Origin of the sequence: Streptomyces sp. NPDC014801 (genome assembly GCF_043082085.1) — a bacterium.
GTDB lineage: Bacteria > Actinomycetota > Actinomycetes > Streptomycetales > Streptomycetaceae > Streptomyces.
In genome coordinates, this window is sequence record NZ_JBIBXG010000007.1 from 311,039 (window position 1) to 328,641 (window position 17,603).

The following is a 17,603-nucleotide window of genomic DNA, read 5'->3' on the forward strand; positions in this document are numbered from 1 at the left end:
GGTGCCGGTGCTACGTCCGGCGGCGTCCGCCCGGTCCGGTGCTGCCGCGGCGGTGGGTCCGCCACAGCTCATAGAGGTGCTTCGCGCCGGGTCGCACGAAGCGCGCGAGCATCGTGAGGAACGGCAGCGGGTCGTCACCCGCGAACCAGGCCAGCTCCGTGCCGCTCGGCCGGGCCGGCGCGTGCGGCGTCGTGTAGCCGCTGCGGCGGTAGGCGAGCAGGGCGGGCAGGTCGATGTTCTCCACGATGTAGCGGTGGCCGGCGCGCTGTTCCCCCTCCGGAACGGGGCGCCCGGTCAGATCCAGGTGCAGGGCGCGGACCACGTCCACCAATGCCTCGTTCTCGAAGAGGCGGAACTGGGCGCCCACGCGCGGGTTGAAGTCGAGGAGTTTGTACTGTCCGTCGCGCCGGTCGAAGCGCAGGTCGAGGTCGACGACGCCGGTGAAGCCGATCTGTTTGATGAAACGTGCGGCGAGGTCGGCGAGTTCCGGGTTGTCGACGACGTAGGCGTTCGCCGTCATCCCGGCGTGCGGCGGCCACGAGCGCACCTTGACGCCGGTGAACAGGGCCAGGGGCGTGGAGTCGGCACCGAAGTAGGCGTGCACGATCCAGTCCTCGGCCTGCTCGCGCGGCAGGTACTCCTGCAGGATCACCCCCGGCCGCTCGCCCCAGTCCCGGGCCAGGGCGAGCAGCCCGTCCCGGGTGGAGATCCGCGTGGTGCCGTGGACGGCGGGCCGCTCCCGGCGCAGGAACGCCTCCCGGTTCTTGGCCACCACCGGGAAGCGGGCCGTGTCCGCGAACGCCACGATGTCCTCGTACGACCGCGGGAACGCGGCCGCCGGGCTGGCGATGCCGTGCTCGGCGCACAGCTCGTGCAGCCCCTGCTTGCTGGCCAGCCGGCGTGGCAGGTCCGGCGCCACGCGCGGGAAGAGGAACGGCCCGGCGAGGTCGTCCTGGTGCTCGGCGATCAGCACCGCGGCCTCCTCGTCGGTCGGGATCAGCACGGCCGGCCGGCCGATCCGGCGCCCGATCCGCAGCAGCCCCTCCACCAGGCGGCCCGGCTGCTCGGTGCCCGTCGTCGGCCACACGAACGCCCGCCGCAGATAGCGGGAGGACGCGGCCGGCGTGTACCGGTCCTCGGTGATGGCGTACATGGGCACGCCCAGCCGGCCCAGGCTGCGGATCGCGCCGACGCCGCCGTGGTGGAGCGGGTAGTCACCGAACTTCACGATCAGGCCCGGCACCTCGCGGTCGGCCTGGAACGGCACGCTTGCGGCACTCCTGGCCACGGGTCCCCCCACGTGTCCCCCCGACGGAACGGATGCACTCCGTCCGTGTTCCCCGCAAAGGACGCTAAGCCGGAATTGCCACCTCCGACAAGGCCATAACGGACATTGCAAACTCTTTAGACACTGCCCAAGAGGGCGGCTCGGCCGTAACGTGTGCCGCGACGACCTGACCGCACGGCGCGCGCGCCGTGTCCCACGTGCACGAAAGCGAGGCTGCACCGCATGCCCCCCTTCGACGTCCCCGAGGGCGACCCCTTCGGTGCGCACAACCTTCCGTACGGCGTCTTCTCGCCCGCCGGTTCGCCGGCCGAACGGCGGGTCGGCGTCCGGCTCGGCGACCACGTGCTCGACGCGGGCGCGGCGGCCATGGCGCTCGGCTCCCCGTATGCGTCCCTGCTCGCCCAGCCCTCGCTGAACCCGCTGCTCGCCGCCGGCCGCACCACCTGGTCCGACGTGCGGCGCGCGCTGACGGCGTGGGTGACGGTGCCCTCCCACCGCGAGGCCGTGGAGCCCTTCTTCCACCCCCTGTCCGCGGTGACCCTGCACCTGCCCTTCGAGGTCGCGGACTACGTCGACTTCTACGCGTCCGAGAACCACGCCCGCAACGTCGGCCAGATCTTCCGCCCGGACGCCGCAGACTCCCTCACCCCCAACTGGAAGCACCTGCCCATCGGTTACCACGGCCGCTCCGGCACCGTCGTGGTCTCCGGCACCGACGTGGTGCGCCCCTCGGGCCAGCGCAAGGCCCCGGCCGATCCGGTGCCCGTCTTCGGCCCGTCCGTCCGTCTCGACATCGAGGCCGAGGTCGGCTTCGTCGTCGGGGTGCCCTCCGCCCTCGGCAGGCCGGTCGCCCTCGGCGACTTCCGCGACCACGTCTTCGGGCTGTGCCTGCTCAACGACTGGTCCGCCCGGGACATCCAGGCCTGGGAGTACGTCCCCCTCGGGCCCTTCCTCGGCAAGTCCTTCGCCACCTCCGTCTCCGCGTGGATCACCCCGCTGGAGGCGCTGGAGGAGGCCCGGGTGGCACCTCCGGAGCGCACCCACCCGCTGCTGCCCTACCTGGACGACTCCGCCGACGAACCCGGCGGCTACGACCTGCGCATCTCCGTCGCCGTCAACGGCCACGTCGTCTCCGAACCCCCCTTCTCCACCATGTACTGGACGGCCGCCCAGCAGCTGGCCCACATGACGGTCAACGGCGCCTCCCTGCGCACCGGCGACCTCTACGGCTCCGGCACGGTGAGCGGTCCCGCCCCCGACCAGCGCGGCTCCCTGCTGGAGCTGACCTGGAACGGCCGCGACGCCCTCGAACTCCCCGACGGCAAGCGCACCTTCCTGGAGGACGGCGACGTGGTGACCCTCTCCGCCTGGGCCCCCGGCCCGAACGGCACCCGGGTGGGCCTCGGCGAGGTGACAGGCCGCATCGTCTCCGGCTGACGGTCTCTTCCGGGGGGCGGCCGCCCTGGGGTGGGCACCTCTTCCTCAGGGCCTGAGGGCAGCTCTCTCCGGGGGCTGAGGACGGCTTTCCCCAGGGGGCTGCATAGAGGGGCCGAGGGCGGCTTTCCCGGAGGCCGAGGGCGGCTTTCCCCCGAGGGCCGAGGGCGACTTTCCCCCGGAGCCGAGCGCAGTTTCCCCGGGGCTGAGGGCGGCTTCCCCGGGATGGGGCAGCTGCCCCGCCCCGGCCTCCTCGTCATGGTCGGACCCCCCGCCCACGAGGCCGTCGTCATGGGCTGACGTGGCGCCCCCGGGGCCGTCATACTGGCGGCGGACGCCCTCATCGAGCCGCCGAGGACCGCGTCCGCCGCCCGCACGACCATCCCTGCCCCTGTCCCACCAGGATCCGGAGCCTGTGGCATGACCGTCTGCCTGCTCCTGCTGAGCGTCGTCGCCCTCACGGCCGCCGTCCCGGTCCCGCGCGCGCTGACCAGGGCCGCCTGGCCCGAGCGGGAGCCGGTCGTCGCCCTGTGGGTGTGGCAGTGCCTCGTCGCCACTGTCCTGCTGTGCTGCCTGACGGCCCTGGCGCTCAGCGCGGCCGCCGTCTTCCACACCGTGCGCACCCAGCTGTTCGCGCCGGCGCCGCCCGGCGTCACCGAGGCGTACGACCTGGCGTCGGCGCCGCCCTGGGCGGTCGCGCTCACCCTGCTGCTGGCCTGCGGCGCGGCCTGGACCACCGCGATGCTCGCCCGAGAGCTGGCCGAGGCCCGGCGGCGCCGTGGGGTGACCCGCGCCCATCTGAACGAGCGGGCCCCCGAACTGCCCGCCGGCCTGGGCCCGGCGCGCGGTCCGCTGCTCGTGCTGGAGGACGAGTACCCCGACGCCTGGTGGATGCCCGGCCATCCGCCGCAGCTCGTCGTCACCACCGGCGCCCTGCACCGCCTGACCTCCCACCAGCTCGACGCCGTCCTCACCCACGAGCGCGGCCACGCCCGCGCCCACCACGACTGGCTGCTGCACCTGTCCACCGCCCTGGCCACCGGCTTCCCCCGCATTCCTCTCTTCGCCCACTTCTGCGACCAGACCCACCGCCTGGTCGAACTGGCCGCCGACGACACCGCCTCCCGCCGCTGCGGCCACCTGACCACCGCGCTGGCGCTGATCGAGCTGAACCAGCACCGGGGCGTGCTCTCCTGCGCCTCCAGCCACCGCCTGCTGGGTGAGCGGGTCGACCGCCTGCTGGAACCGCCGCCCCGGCTGGACCGCAGGCGCCGCGCCCTGACGACCACCGTGGCGGCACTGGTCCCCCTGCTGCCGCTGCTGATCGCCTTCGCCCCGGGGCTGACGGCACTGGCGTGATGCCCGCCCGTGCAGACGGCCTGGCGTGATGCCCGCCCGGCGGGTGGCAGATCTCACCTCCCACTCCCCGAAACCGCAGGTCAGTGACGTATCCGACGAACCGTCAGGTGGCGCAACACTTCGGCAACACCCCGTTTCCTACCTACTCGGTATGGTTCCAGCCATGCCAGCCACCGACCGCATCCGCGACCACGCCGGCCAGGGCGCGACCACCGTCGCCGCCCACCGCGCGCGGCGCCGGCTGCGCGCGGACCGGGCCCGGCAGCTCGCCGATCTCCTGCGCCGCCAGCTCCTCACCGGCGGCTTCGAGAGCGGCACGCTCCCTCATGAATCCGTCCTCGCCACCGACTACCGCACCTCCCGCAACACCGTCCGGGAGGCCCTCGACCTCCTGCGCTCCGAGGGGCTCGTCGACCGGCTGCCCGGCGTCGGCACCGTCGTCGTCGCCCGTAAGTACCCCCACGGGCTCGACCGGTTGATGGGGCTGGCGGAGACCCTGCACGAACACGGGCGGGTCACCAACGAGGTCCGCACCATGGGCCCCGTCCCGGCACCGGGCCCCGTGGCCGACCGGCTGCACGTACCGCCCGGCGCCGACGTCCTCTACATCGAACGGCTGCGGCGCCTGAACGGATTGCCCCTCTCGCTCGACCTGACCTACATCCCGCTCGACCTCGGCACCGCCCTGCTCGGCGCCGATCTGGAGAACACCGACGTCTTCCGTCTCCTGGAGGCCATCACCGGCCTGCGTCTCGGCCACGCCGAGATCACCCTGGAGGCGGTGACCGCGGACGCCCACTCCGCCGCCGTACTGGAGGCGCCCCGGGGGGCGGCCGTCCTGATGCTGGAGCGCCTCACGCACCTGTGTGACGGGCGCCCGGTGGACCTGGAGTTCATCCGCTTCCGCGGCGACCGCATCTCCATGAGCGGCCTGCTGCACCGCTCCGCCTGACCCTTTCCCGTCCTCATCCCGTCCCCCGTTCCGTCCTTCCGGCCCTCACCTCTTCATCGGCCGGCGGGGCCCCGGCGGTTCACTGCCGCGGCGAATTCCTCCCGGAAATTTCCGGACCTCTCTGGAGACAGCCATGCCCTTGGTGCCCCAGCGGGCCGACGTGCCCGTGACCATCGACGAGTCGAAGTGCATCGACGGCTGCACGCTCTGCGTGGACATGTGCCCGCTGGACTCCCTCGCCATCGACGACAGCAGCGGCAAGGCGTACATGCACGTCGACGAGTGCTGGTACTGCGGCCCGTGCGCGGCCCGCTGTCCCACCGGAGCCGTCACGGTCAACATGCCCTACCTGCTCCGGTGAGAGGTCCCACCCCATGAAACGCACCGCACTTGCCGCCGCCTCCCTGCTCCTGCTGCCGCTGACCGCCTGCGGCGGCAACGCCGCGGCCGGCGACGACGGCGCCACGGTCACCGTCACCGTCGGCTACCAGTCCAAGACCATCAACACCGTCACCGCCGGCACCCTGCTGCGCTCCCTCGGCTCCTTCGAGAAGCAGCTCGGCGCGCTGCACGACGGCCACCGCTACAAGGTGGTCTGGCAGGACTACGCCACCGGCGCGCCCATCACGGCGCAGATGACCGCCGGCAAGATCGACATCGGTTCGATGGGCGACTTCCCGCTGCTGATCAACGCCGCCCGCGGCAAGCAGCTGAACCGGCCCACCCACCTGGTCTCCGTCACCGGCTACAACCTGCGCGGCGGCCTCAACACCATCGTCACGGCCCCCGACTCGCCGCTCACGTCACTGAGCGACCTCAAGGGCAAGAAGGTCTCCACCTCGGTCGGCTCCGCCGCCGACGGCACGCTCGTGCGGGCCCTGCAACGCGCCGGCATCGACCCCGACCACGGCGTCGAGAAGCTCAACCAGCAGCCCGCCGTCGGCGCGTCCGCCCTGGCCGCCGGCAGCGCGGACGCCCTGTCGCAGTTCGTCGCCTGGCCGGGCCTGCTGGCCTTCCAGGGCAAGGCCAAGGCGCTGTACGACGGCGCCCAGCTCGACCTGCCCACCTTCCACGGCGTCACCGCCCGCGAGGACTTCGCGCGCAAGCGCCCCGCGGTGCTGGAGGCCTTCCTCAGGGCGCAGGCCGAGGCCACCGACTACCTCGACGCCCACCCCGTGGCCGCCGCCGAGAAGGTCGCCGCCGCCACCGGCCTGCCCGCCGAGGTCGTCTACCTCTACAACGGCGCCCACGGCATCTCCACCTTCGACCCGGCCGTCAAACCGCAGCTCGTGGCCGCCCTGAAGCAGGACGTGGCCGTCCTGAAGGCGGCGAAGCTCACCGGCGACATCGACGTGGACGCCTTCGTCGACGACCACTGGGTCAAGCAGGCCCTCGGCGCCTCCTACGCCCGGCGCCTGGCCGCCACGCCCGCCCCGGCCGCCGCCGAGGTCTGGCCGAAGGGCGCGGACAGGACCGTGGAACTGCCCACCCCGGCGGCGCTCCTCAGCCATGTGAAGCGCCACCGCGACACCGTCCGCGCCGCCTACGTCGCCGACGCCACCACCGGCACCCTGTGGTTCGCCGACAAGGCCGTCTGGGTGGCCGACGGCACCACACTGCTGCCGTTCGTCGCCCCGGCGACCGCGCGGGCCTACCTCGCCGGCCACGGCGGCGCACGACTCGTCACGTACGCCGAAGCCCTGGAGCGGGCCTCATGACCCGGTACGCGCTGCGTGTCCTCTCGGTCGCCGCGGCCCTCGGCGTGTGGCAGCTGCTGACCAGCCAGGACATCGACCTCTGGCTGCGCTTCTCGCAGTTCCCGACCGTCACCGACGTCGCCCACACCTTCGGGCAGCGGCTGTCCGGCCCGGACTACTGGACCGACCTCACCGACAGCCTGACCCGGATCGCCTCCGGCTTCCTCCTCGCGGCCGTCCTCGGCGTCGCCGCCGGCGTGCTCGTGGCCCGCTCGCGGCTCGCCGAGGACCTGCTCGGCCCGCTGCTGGAAGTGGTGCGCCCCATCCCCGCCATCGCCCTGGTCCCCGTCGCGATCCTGCTCTTCCCCTCCAATGAACAAGGCATCGTCTTCATCACCTGCACGGCCGCCTTCTTCCCCGTGCTGGTCTCCACCCGGCACGCGGTGCGCGCGCTGACGCCCGTGTGGGAGGAGGCCGTGCGCACGATGGGCGGCGGCCGGTGGCGGGTCCTCGGCTCGGTCGTCCTGCCGGGCGCGCTGCCCGGCATCTTCGGCGGGCTGTCGGTCGGCATCGGCGTGTCGTGGATCTGCGTGATCTCCGCCGAGATGATCTCCGGCGAGTACGGCGTCGGCTACCGCACCTGGCAGGACTACACCGTCGTCGACTACCCCGGCGTGTTCGTCGGGATGGTCACGATCGGCGTGCTCGGCTGGATCACCTCCACCGCCGTGGAACTCCTGGGCCGCCGCCTGACCCGCTGGCTGCCCCGCACGTCCTACGCCCCCGCGGCCCGCGTCCGCCCCGGCCGGGCCGCCGCGCCGACCGCGCCGCACGGCACCGCCGGGGTCACCGCGTCCCCGTACCGGAGCGAGGAGGAACGCGATGAGCACCTCGTCTGACACCCGCACGGCCACCCGGCCCGCCACCGGCCCGGCACCGGCCGCGCGCGGCACCCGCCTCACCCTGCGCGGCGTCACCCTCGGCCGCCCGGACGCGCCCGCCGTCACCGGCGTCGACCTGGACATCGCGCCCGGCGAGATCCTCACCGTCGTCGGCCCCTCCGGCTGCGGCAAGTCGACGCTGCTGCGCACCCTCGCCGGGCTGCTGCCCCCGCTCGCCGGAACCGTCGAGCAGGACGGCCGGCCGGTGACCGGCCCCGCCGCCGAACGCGCCCTGGTCTTCCAGGAGGACGCGCTGCTGCCCTGGCGCACCCTGCGCGGCAACGTGGAACTCCCCCTCGCCATCGCCGGCGTCCCGCGCCGCACGCGCCGCGCCGAGGCCCAGGGGTGGCTCGAACGCGTGCACCTCGCCGAACAGGCGGGGCAGCTGCCCCACCGGGTCTCCGGCGGGCAGCGCCAGCGCGCCCAGCTGGCCCGCGCCCTCGCCGGCCGGCCCCGCGCCGTCCTGATGGACGAGCCGTTCGGCGCGCTCGACGCCCAGACCCGGGCCGGCATGCAGGACCTGCTCGTGGACGTCCTGCACGGCACCGGAGCCACCGTCGTCTTCGTCACGCACGACGTCGACGAGGCGCTGTTCCTCGGCGACCGCGTCGCCCTGCTCGGCTCCGGCGAACTCACCGCCGTACGCGAGGTGCCGCGCCCCCGGGACCGTACGGCCCACGACGACCCCGCGCGCGTGGCGCTGCGCCGCGACATCCTCACCTCGCTCGGTACGTGAAAGGCACCCCGGTGACTGACGTGAACTCCCCCGCGGACACTGTCCCGGCGATCCCCGCCCTCGGCGACGCCGAGGAGCTGACCTGTGACGTCCTCGTCATCGGCGGCGGCACCGCCGGGACCATGGCCGCGCTGACCGCCGCCGAGCGCGGCGCGCGGGTGCTGCTGCTGGAGAAGGCCCACGTCCGCCACTCCGGCGCGCTCGCCATGGGCATGGACGGCGTCAACAACGCCGTCGTCCCGGGCCGGGCGGAACCCGACGACTACGTCGCCGAGATCACCCGCGCCAACGACGGCATCGTCGACCAGTCCACCGTCCGGCAGACCGCGACCCGCGGCTTCGGGATGGTGCAGCGGCTGGAGTCGTACGGCGTGAAGTTCGAGAAGGACGAGCACGGCGAGTACGCGGTCCGCCAGGTCCACCGCTCCGGCTCCTATGTGCTGCCCATGCCGGAGGGCAAGGACGTCAAGAAGGTTCTCTACCGGCAGCTGCGGCGGCGGGAGATGCGGGAGCGGATCCGCATCGAGAACCGGGTGATGCCGGTGCGGGTGCTGACGGCCGAGGGGCGGGCCGTGGGAGCGGTCGGCTTCCACACGCGCACCGGCGCGTTCGTCACCGTCCGCGCCGGCGCGGTGATCCTGGCCACCGGCGCCTGCGGCCGGCTCGGCCTGCCCGCCTCCGGCTACCTGTACGGCACCTACGAGAACCCCACCAACGCGGGTGACGGCTACGCCATGGCCTACCACGCGGGCGCCGAGCTCACCGGTATCGAGTGCTTCCAGATCAACCCGCTGATCAAGGACTACAACGGCCCGGCCTGCGCCTACGTCGCCAACCCCTTCGGCGGCTACCAGGTCAACCGGCACGGTGAGCGCTTCGTCGACTCCGACTACTGGTCGGGGCAGATGATGGCGGAGTTCGCCGCCGAGGTCGCCTCCGACCGCGGGCCCGTCTACCTCAAGCTCAGCCATCTGCCGGAGGAGTCGGTCGCGGCGCTGGAGTCGATCCTGCACTCCACCGAGCGCCCCACCCGGGGCACCTTCCACGCCGGGCGCGGCCACGACTACCGCACCCACGACGTCGAGATGCACATCTCCGAGATCGGGCTGTGCGGCGGCCACTCCGCCTCGGGCGTACGGGTGGACGACCACGCCCGCACCACCGTGCCCCGGCTGTACGCGGCCGGCGACCTGGCCTGCGTGCCGCACAACTACATGATCGGCGCCTTCGTCTTCGGCGACCTGGCCGGCGCGGACGCCGCCCAGTACACGGCCTACGAGGGCGAGCTGCCGCAGGACCAGCTGCGCGAGGCGCACGAGCTGATCTACCGCCCGCTGCGCCACCCGGACGGCCCGCCGCAGCAGCAGGTCGAGTACAAGCTGCGCCGCTTCGTGAACGACTATGTCGCCCCGCCGAAGTCGGGCGCCCGGCTCTCGCTGGCCCTGGAGGCGTTCGAGCGGATGCGCGACGACATCGCCGCGATGGGCGCGCGCACCCCGCACGAACTGATGCGGTGCGCGGAGGTCACCTTCATCCGCGACTGCGCGGAGATGGCCGCGCGCGCCTCCCTGGCCCGCACGGAGTCCCGCTGGGGCCTCTACCACGAGCGCCTCGACCATCCCGCGCGCGACGACGCCTCCTGGTTCCACCACCTCGATCTGCACAAGTCCCCCTCCGGTGCGATGGAGTTCACGGCCCGTCCCGTGGCCCCCTACCTGGTCCCCGTGGACGGGTTCGCGCCGGTCGGCGGCGCCTCCCGTCCTCTCGGCGAGGTACGCCCGCAGGACGTCGCCACCGCCGGGTCGCGCGACGCGACACCGGTGGCGATCCGGGGCACGGACGAGGCGCCCGAGCAGCGCCCCGCCCCTCCGACACCCGATCAAGCCCTCCCCCAGGCGGGGCAGGACGCGGAGCGTCTCCTGCAGCTCGTCGCCCTCGCCGAGGAACAGCCCGAACTCGACGCGCTGCTGCCCTACTTGGCGGACCCGTCGCCCGCCGTCCGGCGTGAGGCGGTCGCCGTCCTGACCGAGACCCTGCCCGCCGGCACCGGGCCCGCGCTGGCCGCCGCGCTGCGCGATCCCGCCGCCGAGGTGCGCTCCGCCGCCGCTGCCTCCCTCCGTGAACTCGTCGAGACCCTGCCGCCCGAGCCCGCCCTGGGCGACGCGCTCGCCGCCGCCCTGACCGAGCCGGACCCCGTCGTCCGCGCCGCCGCGCTCGACGTCCTGCGCGCCCTGCGCCTCGGCGACGCCCGCCTCTTCGTCGGCGCCCTGACCGACACCGACATCACCGTGCGCATCGCGGCCGTACGCGCCCTGGTCTCGGTCGACGCCGCCGACGAGCTCGCCCGCGCCGCCACCGCCGACCCGTCCCGCGAGGTGCGGGTCACGCTCGCCAAGGGGCTGGCCACGGTGGCGTCCACCCACCCGGCGGCCGCCGCCGGGACGGCCGGGGCGCCGGGAGCGCCGTCCGGGACCGTGCACCAGGCCCTCGCCGGCCTCACCGAGGACGGCGACGCGCTGGTGCGCGGTGCGGCCTACGAGGCGCTGGGCACCGCCGGCTGCCCGGCCTCCCTGGCCGCACGGGCCGTCGCCGCGCTGTCCGACCCTGCCTGGCAGGTCCGCGCCGGTGCCGCGACGGCCCTCGCCGCGGCCGGCGCCGAGCTGGCCGTCCCCGCGCTCGCCAAGGCCGTCGCCGACCCGAACGCCGACGTCCGCAAGGCCGCCGTCCTCGCCCTCACCCGGCACGGCGAGGCCGAGGGCGCCCGGGCGGCCCTCGCCACCGCCACCACGGACTCCGACGCGGACGTCAGGGCGTACGCGACACGGGGGCTGTGACGACGGGGGCCCGGGAGGCCGACGGCAGGAGGCCGGGGGCACGAGGCCGGGGGCAGGAGGCCGGGGCGGAGGGCAGGCGGCAGGAGGCTGACGGCGGGAGGGGCTGAGCGGCACCGGCACCGGCGGGAACCGGCGCGCACCGGCAGGACGCCGTCCGTGAGCCTGCGCCCGGCGCCCGTGCCGGTGGCCCTCCGCCCTATATCCAGTCCTCCGGCTCCGCGTCCTCCCCGGGCCAGTCGTCCGCCGGGTCCGGCTCCTGCCCGCCGGGCGTGGCCGGCCCCGTGGCGCCCGCACCGGGCGGATCGCCCAGGCCCGCCAGGACCGCGAGCACGCCTTCCCCGTACGTCTCCAGCTTCTTCAGGCCGACCCCGTTGACGTTCCCGAGTGCGCGCACCGACGTCGGCCAGGCGGTGACGATCTCCCGCAGCGTGGCGTCGTGGAAGATGACGTACGCCGGGACGCCCTGCTCGCGGGCCTGCTCGGCGCGCCAGGCCCGCAGCGCCTCGAAGGCGGGCTGCAGCGCCTCGGGCAGGTCGGCCGCCGCGGTCTTCGCCCGGCGTTCACCGCCACGGCCCGACGAGCCCGTGGAGCCCGCCGAACGGGAGGTGGCCGGTTTCTTCGGCTCCTTGCGCAGCGGCACCTCCCGCTCGCGCCGCAGCACCGATCCGCTGGCCTCGGTCAGCACCAGCGTGCCGTACTCGCCCTCGACGGCGAGGAGCCCCTGAGCGAGCAACTGACGCACCACGCCCCGCCATTCGCCTTCGCCGAACTCCTGGCCGATGCCGAACACGGATAGCTGGTCGTGGTCGAACTGGATCACCTTGCCGGTGCGCTTGCCCAGCAGGATGTCCACGATCTGCCCGGTGCCGAACTTCTGGCCGCGCTCGCGCTGCAGCCTGACGATCGTCGACAGGACCTTCTGCGCGGCGATCGTGCCGTCCCAGGTCTCCGGCGGGGTCAGGCAGGTGTCGCAGTTGCCGCAGCCCGCCGGGTCCGGTTCCTGGCCGAAGTAGGCGAGGAGCTGCCCGCGCCGGCACTGCGCCGTCTCGCACAGGGCGAGCATCGCGTCCAGGTGGGCCTGGGCGCGCCGCCGGAAGGCCTCGTCGCCCTCCCCGGACTGGATGAGCTTGCGCTGCTGGATGACGTCGTTGAGGCCGTAGGCCATCCAGGCCGTGGAGGGCAGTCCGTCGCGGCCGGCGCGGCCGGTCTCCTGGTAGTAGCCCTCGACCGACTTCGGCAGGTCCAGGTGGGCGACGAAGCGCACGTCCGGCTTGTCGATGCCCATGCCGAAGGCGATGGTCGCCACGACGACCAGGCCGTCCTCCCGCAGGAAGCGGGACTGGTGCGCCGCGCGGGTGCCGGCGTCCAGGCCCGCGTGGTACGGCACCGCCGCGATGCCGTTGCTGGTGAGGAACTCGGCCGTCTTGTCCACGGAGTTGCGCGACAGGCAGTACACGATGCCGGCGTCGCCCGGGTGCTCCTGGCGCAGGAAGCTCAGCAGCTGCTTCTTCGGGTCCGACTTCGACACGATCCGGTACTGGATGTTGGGCCGGTCGAAGCTGGCCACGAAGTGGCGGGCCTGCGGCATGTTCAGCCGCTCGGTGATCTCCCGGTGCGTCGCCCGGGTCGCCGTCGCGGTGAGCGCGATGCGCGGGACGTCCGGCCAGCGCTCGCCGAGCAGCGACAGGGTGAGGTAGTCGGGCCGGAAGTCGTGGCCCCACTGGGAGACGCAGTGCGCCTCGTCGATGGCGAAGACGGAGATCTTCCCCCGGGAGAGCAGGTCCAGGGTGGCGTCCACCCGCAGCCGCTCCGGCGCCAGGTACAGCAGGTCCAGCTCGCCCGCCAGGAACTCGGCCTCGACCACGCGCCGCTCGTCGAAGTCCTGCGTGGAGTTGATGAACCCGGCGCGCACGCCGAGCGCGCGCAGGGCGTCCACCTGGTCCTGCATGAGCGCGATGAGCGGGGAGACGACGATTCCCGTACCCGGTCTGAACAGGGCCGGGATCTGGTAGCACAGCGACTTTCCGCCGCCGGTCGGCATGAGGACGACCGCGTCCCCGCCGGCCACCACATGCTCGATGATCGCTTCCTGCTCGCCGCGGAAAGCCTCGTATCCGAAGACCCGGTGCAGCGTGGCCAGCGCCTCGCTCGCGCCCGCGCCCGGCACCCCGGTCACCTCTGCCATCTCGCTGATCACGCCCGTCCCGGCCATCGTCCCGTCCCCCGTGCGTCGTCCTTCGACCACTGCCTCCACGATAGGGGGCCGCACCGACAGCGCCGGAGTTGTCCACAGGCGCGCGGTGTGATCATCGGACGGCCGCGTCGGCCGTCCCTGCGCTCGCCGTACCTCAGTCCAATGGCCCGTCCGGCGTGGCGGCTCCCCGGAGGCCGGGACAAGCTGCTCAGGCGAGAAACCGCCCACGTCCCCCCGAGGAGTAGCTCGCATGTCCGCTCGACTGTCCGCCCGCCTGACGAAGGCCGCCCTCGCCCTGACCGCGTCCCTGTCGCTGTCCCTGGTCGCCACGCCCGCGCACGCCGACTCCGCGGAGCCCGGCCCGGCCCTGCGGGGGCAGCTGGCTCGCACCTACGAGGCGACGGCGAAGTACGGCTACCTGCCGAACGCGCTCGCCGACGGCTACGAGGCCCACCTCTGCCTGGCCCGCGACCAGGGCGGCATGGGCTACCACTACTTCAACCCGTCCCTCTTCGGCTCGCTGGACCCGGCCAGGCCGGCCGGTCTGCTCTACGAGGACGACGGCCGGGGCGGGCGCCGGCTGGTGGGCGTGGAGTGGGTGGTGCCGACCGCCGACGCCCAGGGCAAGCGGCCGCAGATCTTCGGCCAGGACTTCCAGGGGCCCATGGCCGGGCACTACCCGGGCATGCCGCGCCACTACGACCTGCACGCCTGGCTGTACAAGCCGAACCGCAACGGCCTGTTCGCCCAGTGGAACCCGGATGTGACCTGCCCGGCCTCCTCCGGCATGCACAAGGCGTGACGCGTCCGCCCGCACCACCGCGGGCCCGCACGCACGCGTGGGGCCCCGGTTCCTCCACGGAGGAACCGGGGCCCCACGGCCGTACCGGCCGGACGGCTCAGCGCACGAAGACGGCCGGACGGCTCAGCGCGCGAACACGCCGGACGGCTCAGCGCACGAACACGCCCGCCTGGCTCGCCAGGTCCAGGAAGTACTGCGGCGCCACACCGAGCACGACCGTGACCGCGACGCCGACCGCGATCGCCGTCATCGTCAGCGGCGACGGCACGGCGACCGTCGGCCCCTCCGGGCGCGGCTCGCTGAAGAACATCAGCACGATCACGCGGATGTAGAAGAACGCCGCGACCGCCGACGAGATCACACCGATCACGACAAGCGGGGCCGCACCGCCCTCGGCGGCCGCCTTGAACACGGCGAACTTCCCGGCGAAGCCGGAGGTCAGCGGGATGCCGGCGAAGGCGAGCAGGAACACCGCGAACACGGCCGCCACCAGCGGCGAGCGGCGGCCGAGCCCCGCCCACTTCGACAGGTGCGTCGCCTCGCCGCCCGCGTCGCGCACCAGCGTCACCACGGCGAACGCGCCGATGGTCACGAACGAGTACGCCGCCAGGTAGAACAGCACCGACGAGACACCGTCCGGCGTGGTCGCGATGACACCCGCGAGGATGAATCCCGCGTGCGCGATCGAGGAGTACGCCAGCAGCCGCTTGATGTCGGTCTGGGTGATCGCGACGATCGCGCCGCCCAGCATGGTGACGATCGCGACGGCCCACATGACCGGCCGCCAGTCCCAGCGCAGCCCCGGCAGGACGACGTACAGGATGCGCAGCAGCGCGCCGAAGGCGGCCACCTTGGTCGCCGCGGCCATGAAGCCGGTCACCGGGGTCGGGGCGCCCTGGTAGACGTCCGGTGTCCACATGTGGAAGGGAACGGCGCCGACCTTGAACAGCAGACCCATCACGATCAGCGCGGTGCCCAGCAGCAGCAGCGCGTCGTTGCCCATGGTGTTGGCCAGGGCCGGGTCGACGTTGCTGATCGTGCCGTCGACGACCTGGGCGATCGTGCCGTAGGACACGGAGCCCGCGTAGCCGTACAGCAGGGCGATGCCGAACAGGGTGAACGCCGAGGCGAACGCGCCGAGCAGGAAGTACTTGACCGCGGCCTCCTGCGACATCAGCCGCTTGCGGCGGGCCAGTGCGCACAGCAGGTACAGCGGGAGCGAGAAGACTTCCAGTGCGACGAACAGGGTCAGCAGGTCGTTGGCCGACGGGAAGACCAGCATGCCGGCGACCGCGAACAGCAGCAGCGGGAAGACCTCGGTGGTGGTGAAGCCGGCCTTCACGGCCGCCTTCTCGCTGTCGCTGCCCGGCACGGACGCGGCCTGCGCGGCGAAGGAGTCCACCGGCCTGCCGTGCGCCGCCGGGTCCAGGCGCCGCTCGGCGAAGGTGAACAGGCCGACCAGGGCGGCCAGGAGGATGGTGCCCTGCAGGAAGAGCGCGGGTCCGTCGACGGCGATGGCGCCCATGGCGGCGATGCGCGCCTTGGTGGTGCCGTAGCCGTCGGCGGCGAGCGCGACGACCGCGGCGAAGGCGGCGACGATCGCGACGACGGACACGAACAGCTGGGCGTGGTAGCGCGCCTTGCGCGGGACGAACGCCTCGATGAGGACGCCGACGATCGCCGCGCCGATGATGATCAGGGTGGGCGACAGCTGCCCGTACTCGATCTTCGGCGCGTCGATCTTGGAGATCGGGTCGGCCGCGGTTGTCCACAGGCTGTGGACGGCTGGTGTGCTCACTTGGCCGCCTCCACCTCGGGCCGGGGGTCCTTCTTGTGTACGTCGGACAGGGTCTGCTTGACCGCGGGGTTGACGATGTCGGTCACCGGCTTCGGGTAGACGCCCAGGAAGATCAGCAGGACGACCAGCGGGGCCACCACCACCAGCTCACGCACCCGCAGGTCCGGCATCGCGGAGACCTCCGGCTTCACCGGGCCGGTCATGGTGCGCTGGTAGAGCACCAGCGTGTAGAGCGCGGCGAGGACGATGCCGAAGGTGGCGATGATGCCGATCGCCGGGTACCGGGTGAACGCGCCGACCAGCACCAGGAACTCGCTGACGAACGGCGCCAGCCCGGGCAGCGACAGGGTCGCCAGGCCGCCGATCAGGAACGTGCCGGCGAGGACCGGGGCGACCTTCTGCACCCCGCCGTAGTCCGCGATGAGCCGCGAGCCGCGCCGGGAGATCAGGAAGCCGGCGACCAGCATCAGCGCGGCCGTCGAGATGCCGTGGTTGACCATGTACAGCGTCGCGCCGGACTGGCCCTGGCTGGTCATCGCGAAGATGCCGAGGATGATGAAGCCGAAGTGCGAGATCGACGCGTACGCGATCAGGCGCTTGATGTCGCGCTGGCCGACCGCGAGCAGCGCGCCGTAGATGATGCTGATGAGCGCGAGCACGAGGATGACCGGCGTCGCCCACTTCGATGCCTCCGGGAAGAGCTGGAGGCAGAAGCGCAGCATCGCGAAGGTGCCGACCTTGTCGACGACCGCCGTGATGAGCACGGCGACCGGCGCGGTCGACTCCTGCATGGCGTTGGGCAGCCAGGTGTGCAGCGGCCACAGCGGCGCCTTCACCGCGAAGGCGAAGAAGAAGCCGAGGAACAGCCAGCGTTCGGTGCTGGTCGCCATGTGCAGCGAGCCGTTCGCGCGGGCCTGCGCGATCTCGGTGAGGCTGAAGTTCCCCGCGACCACGTACAGGCCGATCACCGCGGCCAGCATGATCAGACCGCCGACCAGGTTGTAGAGCAGGAACTTCACCGCCGCGTACGACCGTTGGGTGGCAGCCGCCTGCTCACCGTGCTCGTGGGCACGGTCCCCGAAGCCGCCGATGAGGAAGTACATCGGGATGAGCATGGCTTCGAAGAAGATGTAGAAGAGGAAGACGTCGGTGGCCTCGAAGGAGAGGATCACCATCGCCTCGACGGCCAGGATCAGCGCGAAGAAGCCCTGGGTGGGCCGCCAGCGCCGGCTGCCGGTCTCCAGCGGGTCCGCGTCGTGCCAGCCCGCCAGGACGATGAACGGGATCAGCAGCGCGGTCAGCGCGATCAACGCCACCGCGATGCCGTCCACGCCCAGCTCGTAGCGCACGCCGAACTCCTTGATCCAGGCGTGCGACTCGGTGAGCTGGTAGCGGTCGCCGTCCGGGTCGAAGCGGACCAGGACGGTGACCGCCAGGGCGAGCGTGGCGAGGGAGAACAGCAGCGCCAGCCATTTGGCGGCGGTGCGCTGCGCGGCCGGTACCGCGGCCGTGGCGACGGCCCCGATGGCCGGGAGCGCCGCCGTCGCTGTCAGCAGAGGAAAGGACAT

The 17,603-nt window shown here is 73.0% G+C and carries 13 protein-coding genes; 9 read left to right on the top strand and 4 right to left on the bottom strand.

What is annotated here, in order from left to right:
* Positions 1-10: 10 nt before the first annotated feature.
* On the bottom strand, positions 11-1,267 hold the full coding sequence (locus ACF1AL_RS18980) for an ATP-grasp domain-containing protein (protein ID WP_391704213.1): 1,257 nt from the start codon (positions 1,265-1,267) through the stop codon (positions 11-13).
* Positions 1,268-1,510: 243 nt separating this feature from the next.
* Between ACF1AL_RS18980 and fahA the strand changes: the two genes are divergently transcribed.
* The 8 genes from fahA (at position 1,511) to ACF1AL_RS19020 (ending at position 11,241) form a co-directional block, all read left to right on the top strand.
* Positions 1,511-2,725 (top strand): fumarylacetoacetase, encoded by a 1,215-nt coding sequence (gene fahA, locus ACF1AL_RS18985; protein WP_391660098.1) that lies wholly within the window; start codon positions 1,511-1,513, stop codon positions 2,723-2,725.
* Positions 2,726-3,142: 417 nt separating this feature from the next.
* Positions 3,143-4,081, top strand: coding sequence for a M56 family metallopeptidase (locus tag ACF1AL_RS18990; protein ID WP_391821086.1), 939 nt, complete (start codon positions 3,143-3,145; stop codon positions 4,079-4,081).
* Between the two features lie 163 nt (positions 4,082-4,244).
* The gene (locus ACF1AL_RS18995; protein WP_366838745.1) at positions 4,245-5,033 is read left to right on the top strand and encodes a GntR family transcriptional regulator; all 789 of its coding nucleotides are present in this window, start codon (positions 4,245-4,247) and stop codon (positions 5,031-5,033) included.
* 133 nt (positions 5,034-5,166) lie between these two features.
* Entirely contained in the window at positions 5,167-5,394 is a 228-nt protein-coding gene (locus ACF1AL_RS19000; protein ID WP_020120576.1) for a ferredoxin family protein, read from the top strand.
* A 13-nt stretch (positions 5,395-5,407) separates the two neighbouring features.
* Positions 5,408-6,751 carry an ABC transporter substrate-binding protein gene (locus tag ACF1AL_RS19005; protein WP_391821087.1) on the top strand — a complete coding sequence of 448 codons (1,344 nt, stop codon included), beginning with the start codon at positions 5,408-5,410 and terminating at the stop codon, positions 6,749-6,751.
* Complete coding sequence (locus ACF1AL_RS19010) at positions 6,748-7,629, top strand: ABC transporter permease (RefSeq protein ID WP_391821088.1); 882 nt, start codon at positions 6,748-6,750, stop codon at positions 7,627-7,629. The genes ACF1AL_RS19005 and ACF1AL_RS19010 overlap by 4 nt, the downstream gene beginning before the upstream one ends.
* Positions 7,613-8,407: an ABC transporter ATP-binding protein gene (locus tag ACF1AL_RS19015; RefSeq protein ID WP_391821089.1), complete on the top strand. Its 795-nt coding sequence runs from the start codon at positions 7,613-7,615 to the stop codon at positions 8,405-8,407. Before ACF1AL_RS19010 ends, ACF1AL_RS19015 begins: the two co-directional genes overlap by 17 nt.
* A 20-nt stretch (positions 8,408-8,427) precedes the next feature.
* Positions 8,428-11,241 (top strand): fumarate reductase/succinate dehydrogenase flavoprotein subunit, encoded by a 2,814-nt coding sequence (locus ACF1AL_RS19020; protein ID WP_391826687.1) that lies wholly within the window; start codon positions 8,428-8,430, stop codon positions 11,239-11,241.
* A 196-nt stretch (positions 11,242-11,437) separates the two neighbouring features.
* Here the strand turns inward: ACF1AL_RS19020 and recQ are convergent, their stop codons facing one another.
* On the bottom strand, positions 11,438-13,453 hold the full coding sequence (recQ, locus tag ACF1AL_RS19025) for a DNA helicase RecQ (protein ID WP_391826688.1): 2,016 nt from the start codon (positions 13,451-13,453) through the stop codon (positions 11,438-11,440).
* 232 nt (positions 13,454-13,685) lie between these two features.
* Here recQ and ACF1AL_RS19030 point away from each other — a divergent pair, with 232 nt between their 5' ends.
* Entirely contained in the window at positions 13,686-14,237 is a 552-nt protein-coding gene (locus ACF1AL_RS19030) for a hypothetical protein (protein ID WP_391821090.1), read from the top strand.
* Between the two features lie 148 nt (positions 14,238-14,385).
* Here ACF1AL_RS19030 and nuoN read toward each other — a convergent pair whose 3' ends face one another.
* Both nuoN and ACF1AL_RS19040 read right to left on the bottom strand, forming a co-directional pair.
* On the bottom strand, positions 14,386-16,035 hold the full coding sequence (gene nuoN, locus ACF1AL_RS19035) for an NADH-quinone oxidoreductase subunit NuoN (protein ID WP_366838740.1): 1,650 nt from the start codon (positions 16,033-16,035) through the stop codon (positions 14,386-14,388).
* On the bottom strand, positions 16,032-17,603 hold the full coding sequence (locus ACF1AL_RS19040; protein WP_391704231.1) for an NADH-quinone oxidoreductase subunit M: 1,572 nt from the start codon (positions 17,601-17,603) through the stop codon (positions 16,032-16,034). The genes nuoN and ACF1AL_RS19040 overlap by 4 nt, the downstream gene beginning before the upstream one ends.

Coding starts and splice junctions, on each gene's coding strand:
- fahA (WP_391660098.1), top strand. CDS start 1,511: ATGCCCCCCTTCGACGTCCCCGAGGGCGACCCCTTCGGTGCGCACAAC.
- ACF1AL_RS18990 (WP_391821086.1), top strand. CDS start 3,143: ATGACCGTCTGCCTGCTCCTGCTGAGCGTCGTCGCCCTCACGGCCGCC.
- ACF1AL_RS18995 (WP_366838745.1), top strand. CDS start 4,245: ATGCCAGCCACCGACCGCATCCGCGACCACGCCGGCCAGGGCGCGACC.
- ACF1AL_RS19000 (WP_020120576.1), top strand. CDS start 5,167: ATGCCCTTGGTGCCCCAGCGGGCCGACGTGCCCGTGACCATCGACGAG.
- ACF1AL_RS19005 (WP_391821087.1), top strand. CDS start 5,408: ATGAAACGCACCGCACTTGCCGCCGCCTCCCTGCTCCTGCTGCCGCTG.
- ACF1AL_RS19010 (WP_391821088.1), top strand. CDS start 6,748: ATGACCCGGTACGCGCTGCGTGTCCTCTCGGTCGCCGCGGCCCTCGGC.
- ACF1AL_RS19015 (WP_391821089.1), top strand. CDS start 7,613: ATGAGCACCTCGTCTGACACCCGCACGGCCACCCGGCCCGCCACCGGC.
- recQ (WP_391826688.1), bottom strand. CDS start 13,453: ATGGCCGGGACGGGCGTGATCAGCGAGATGGCAGAGGTGACCGGGGTG.
- ACF1AL_RS19030 (WP_391821090.1), top strand. CDS start 13,686: ATGTCCGCTCGACTGTCCGCCCGCCTGACGAAGGCCGCCCTCGCCCTG.
- ACF1AL_RS19040 (WP_391704231.1), bottom strand. CDS start 17,603: ATGTCCTTTCCTCTGCTGACAGCGACGGCGGCGCTCCCGGCCATCGGG.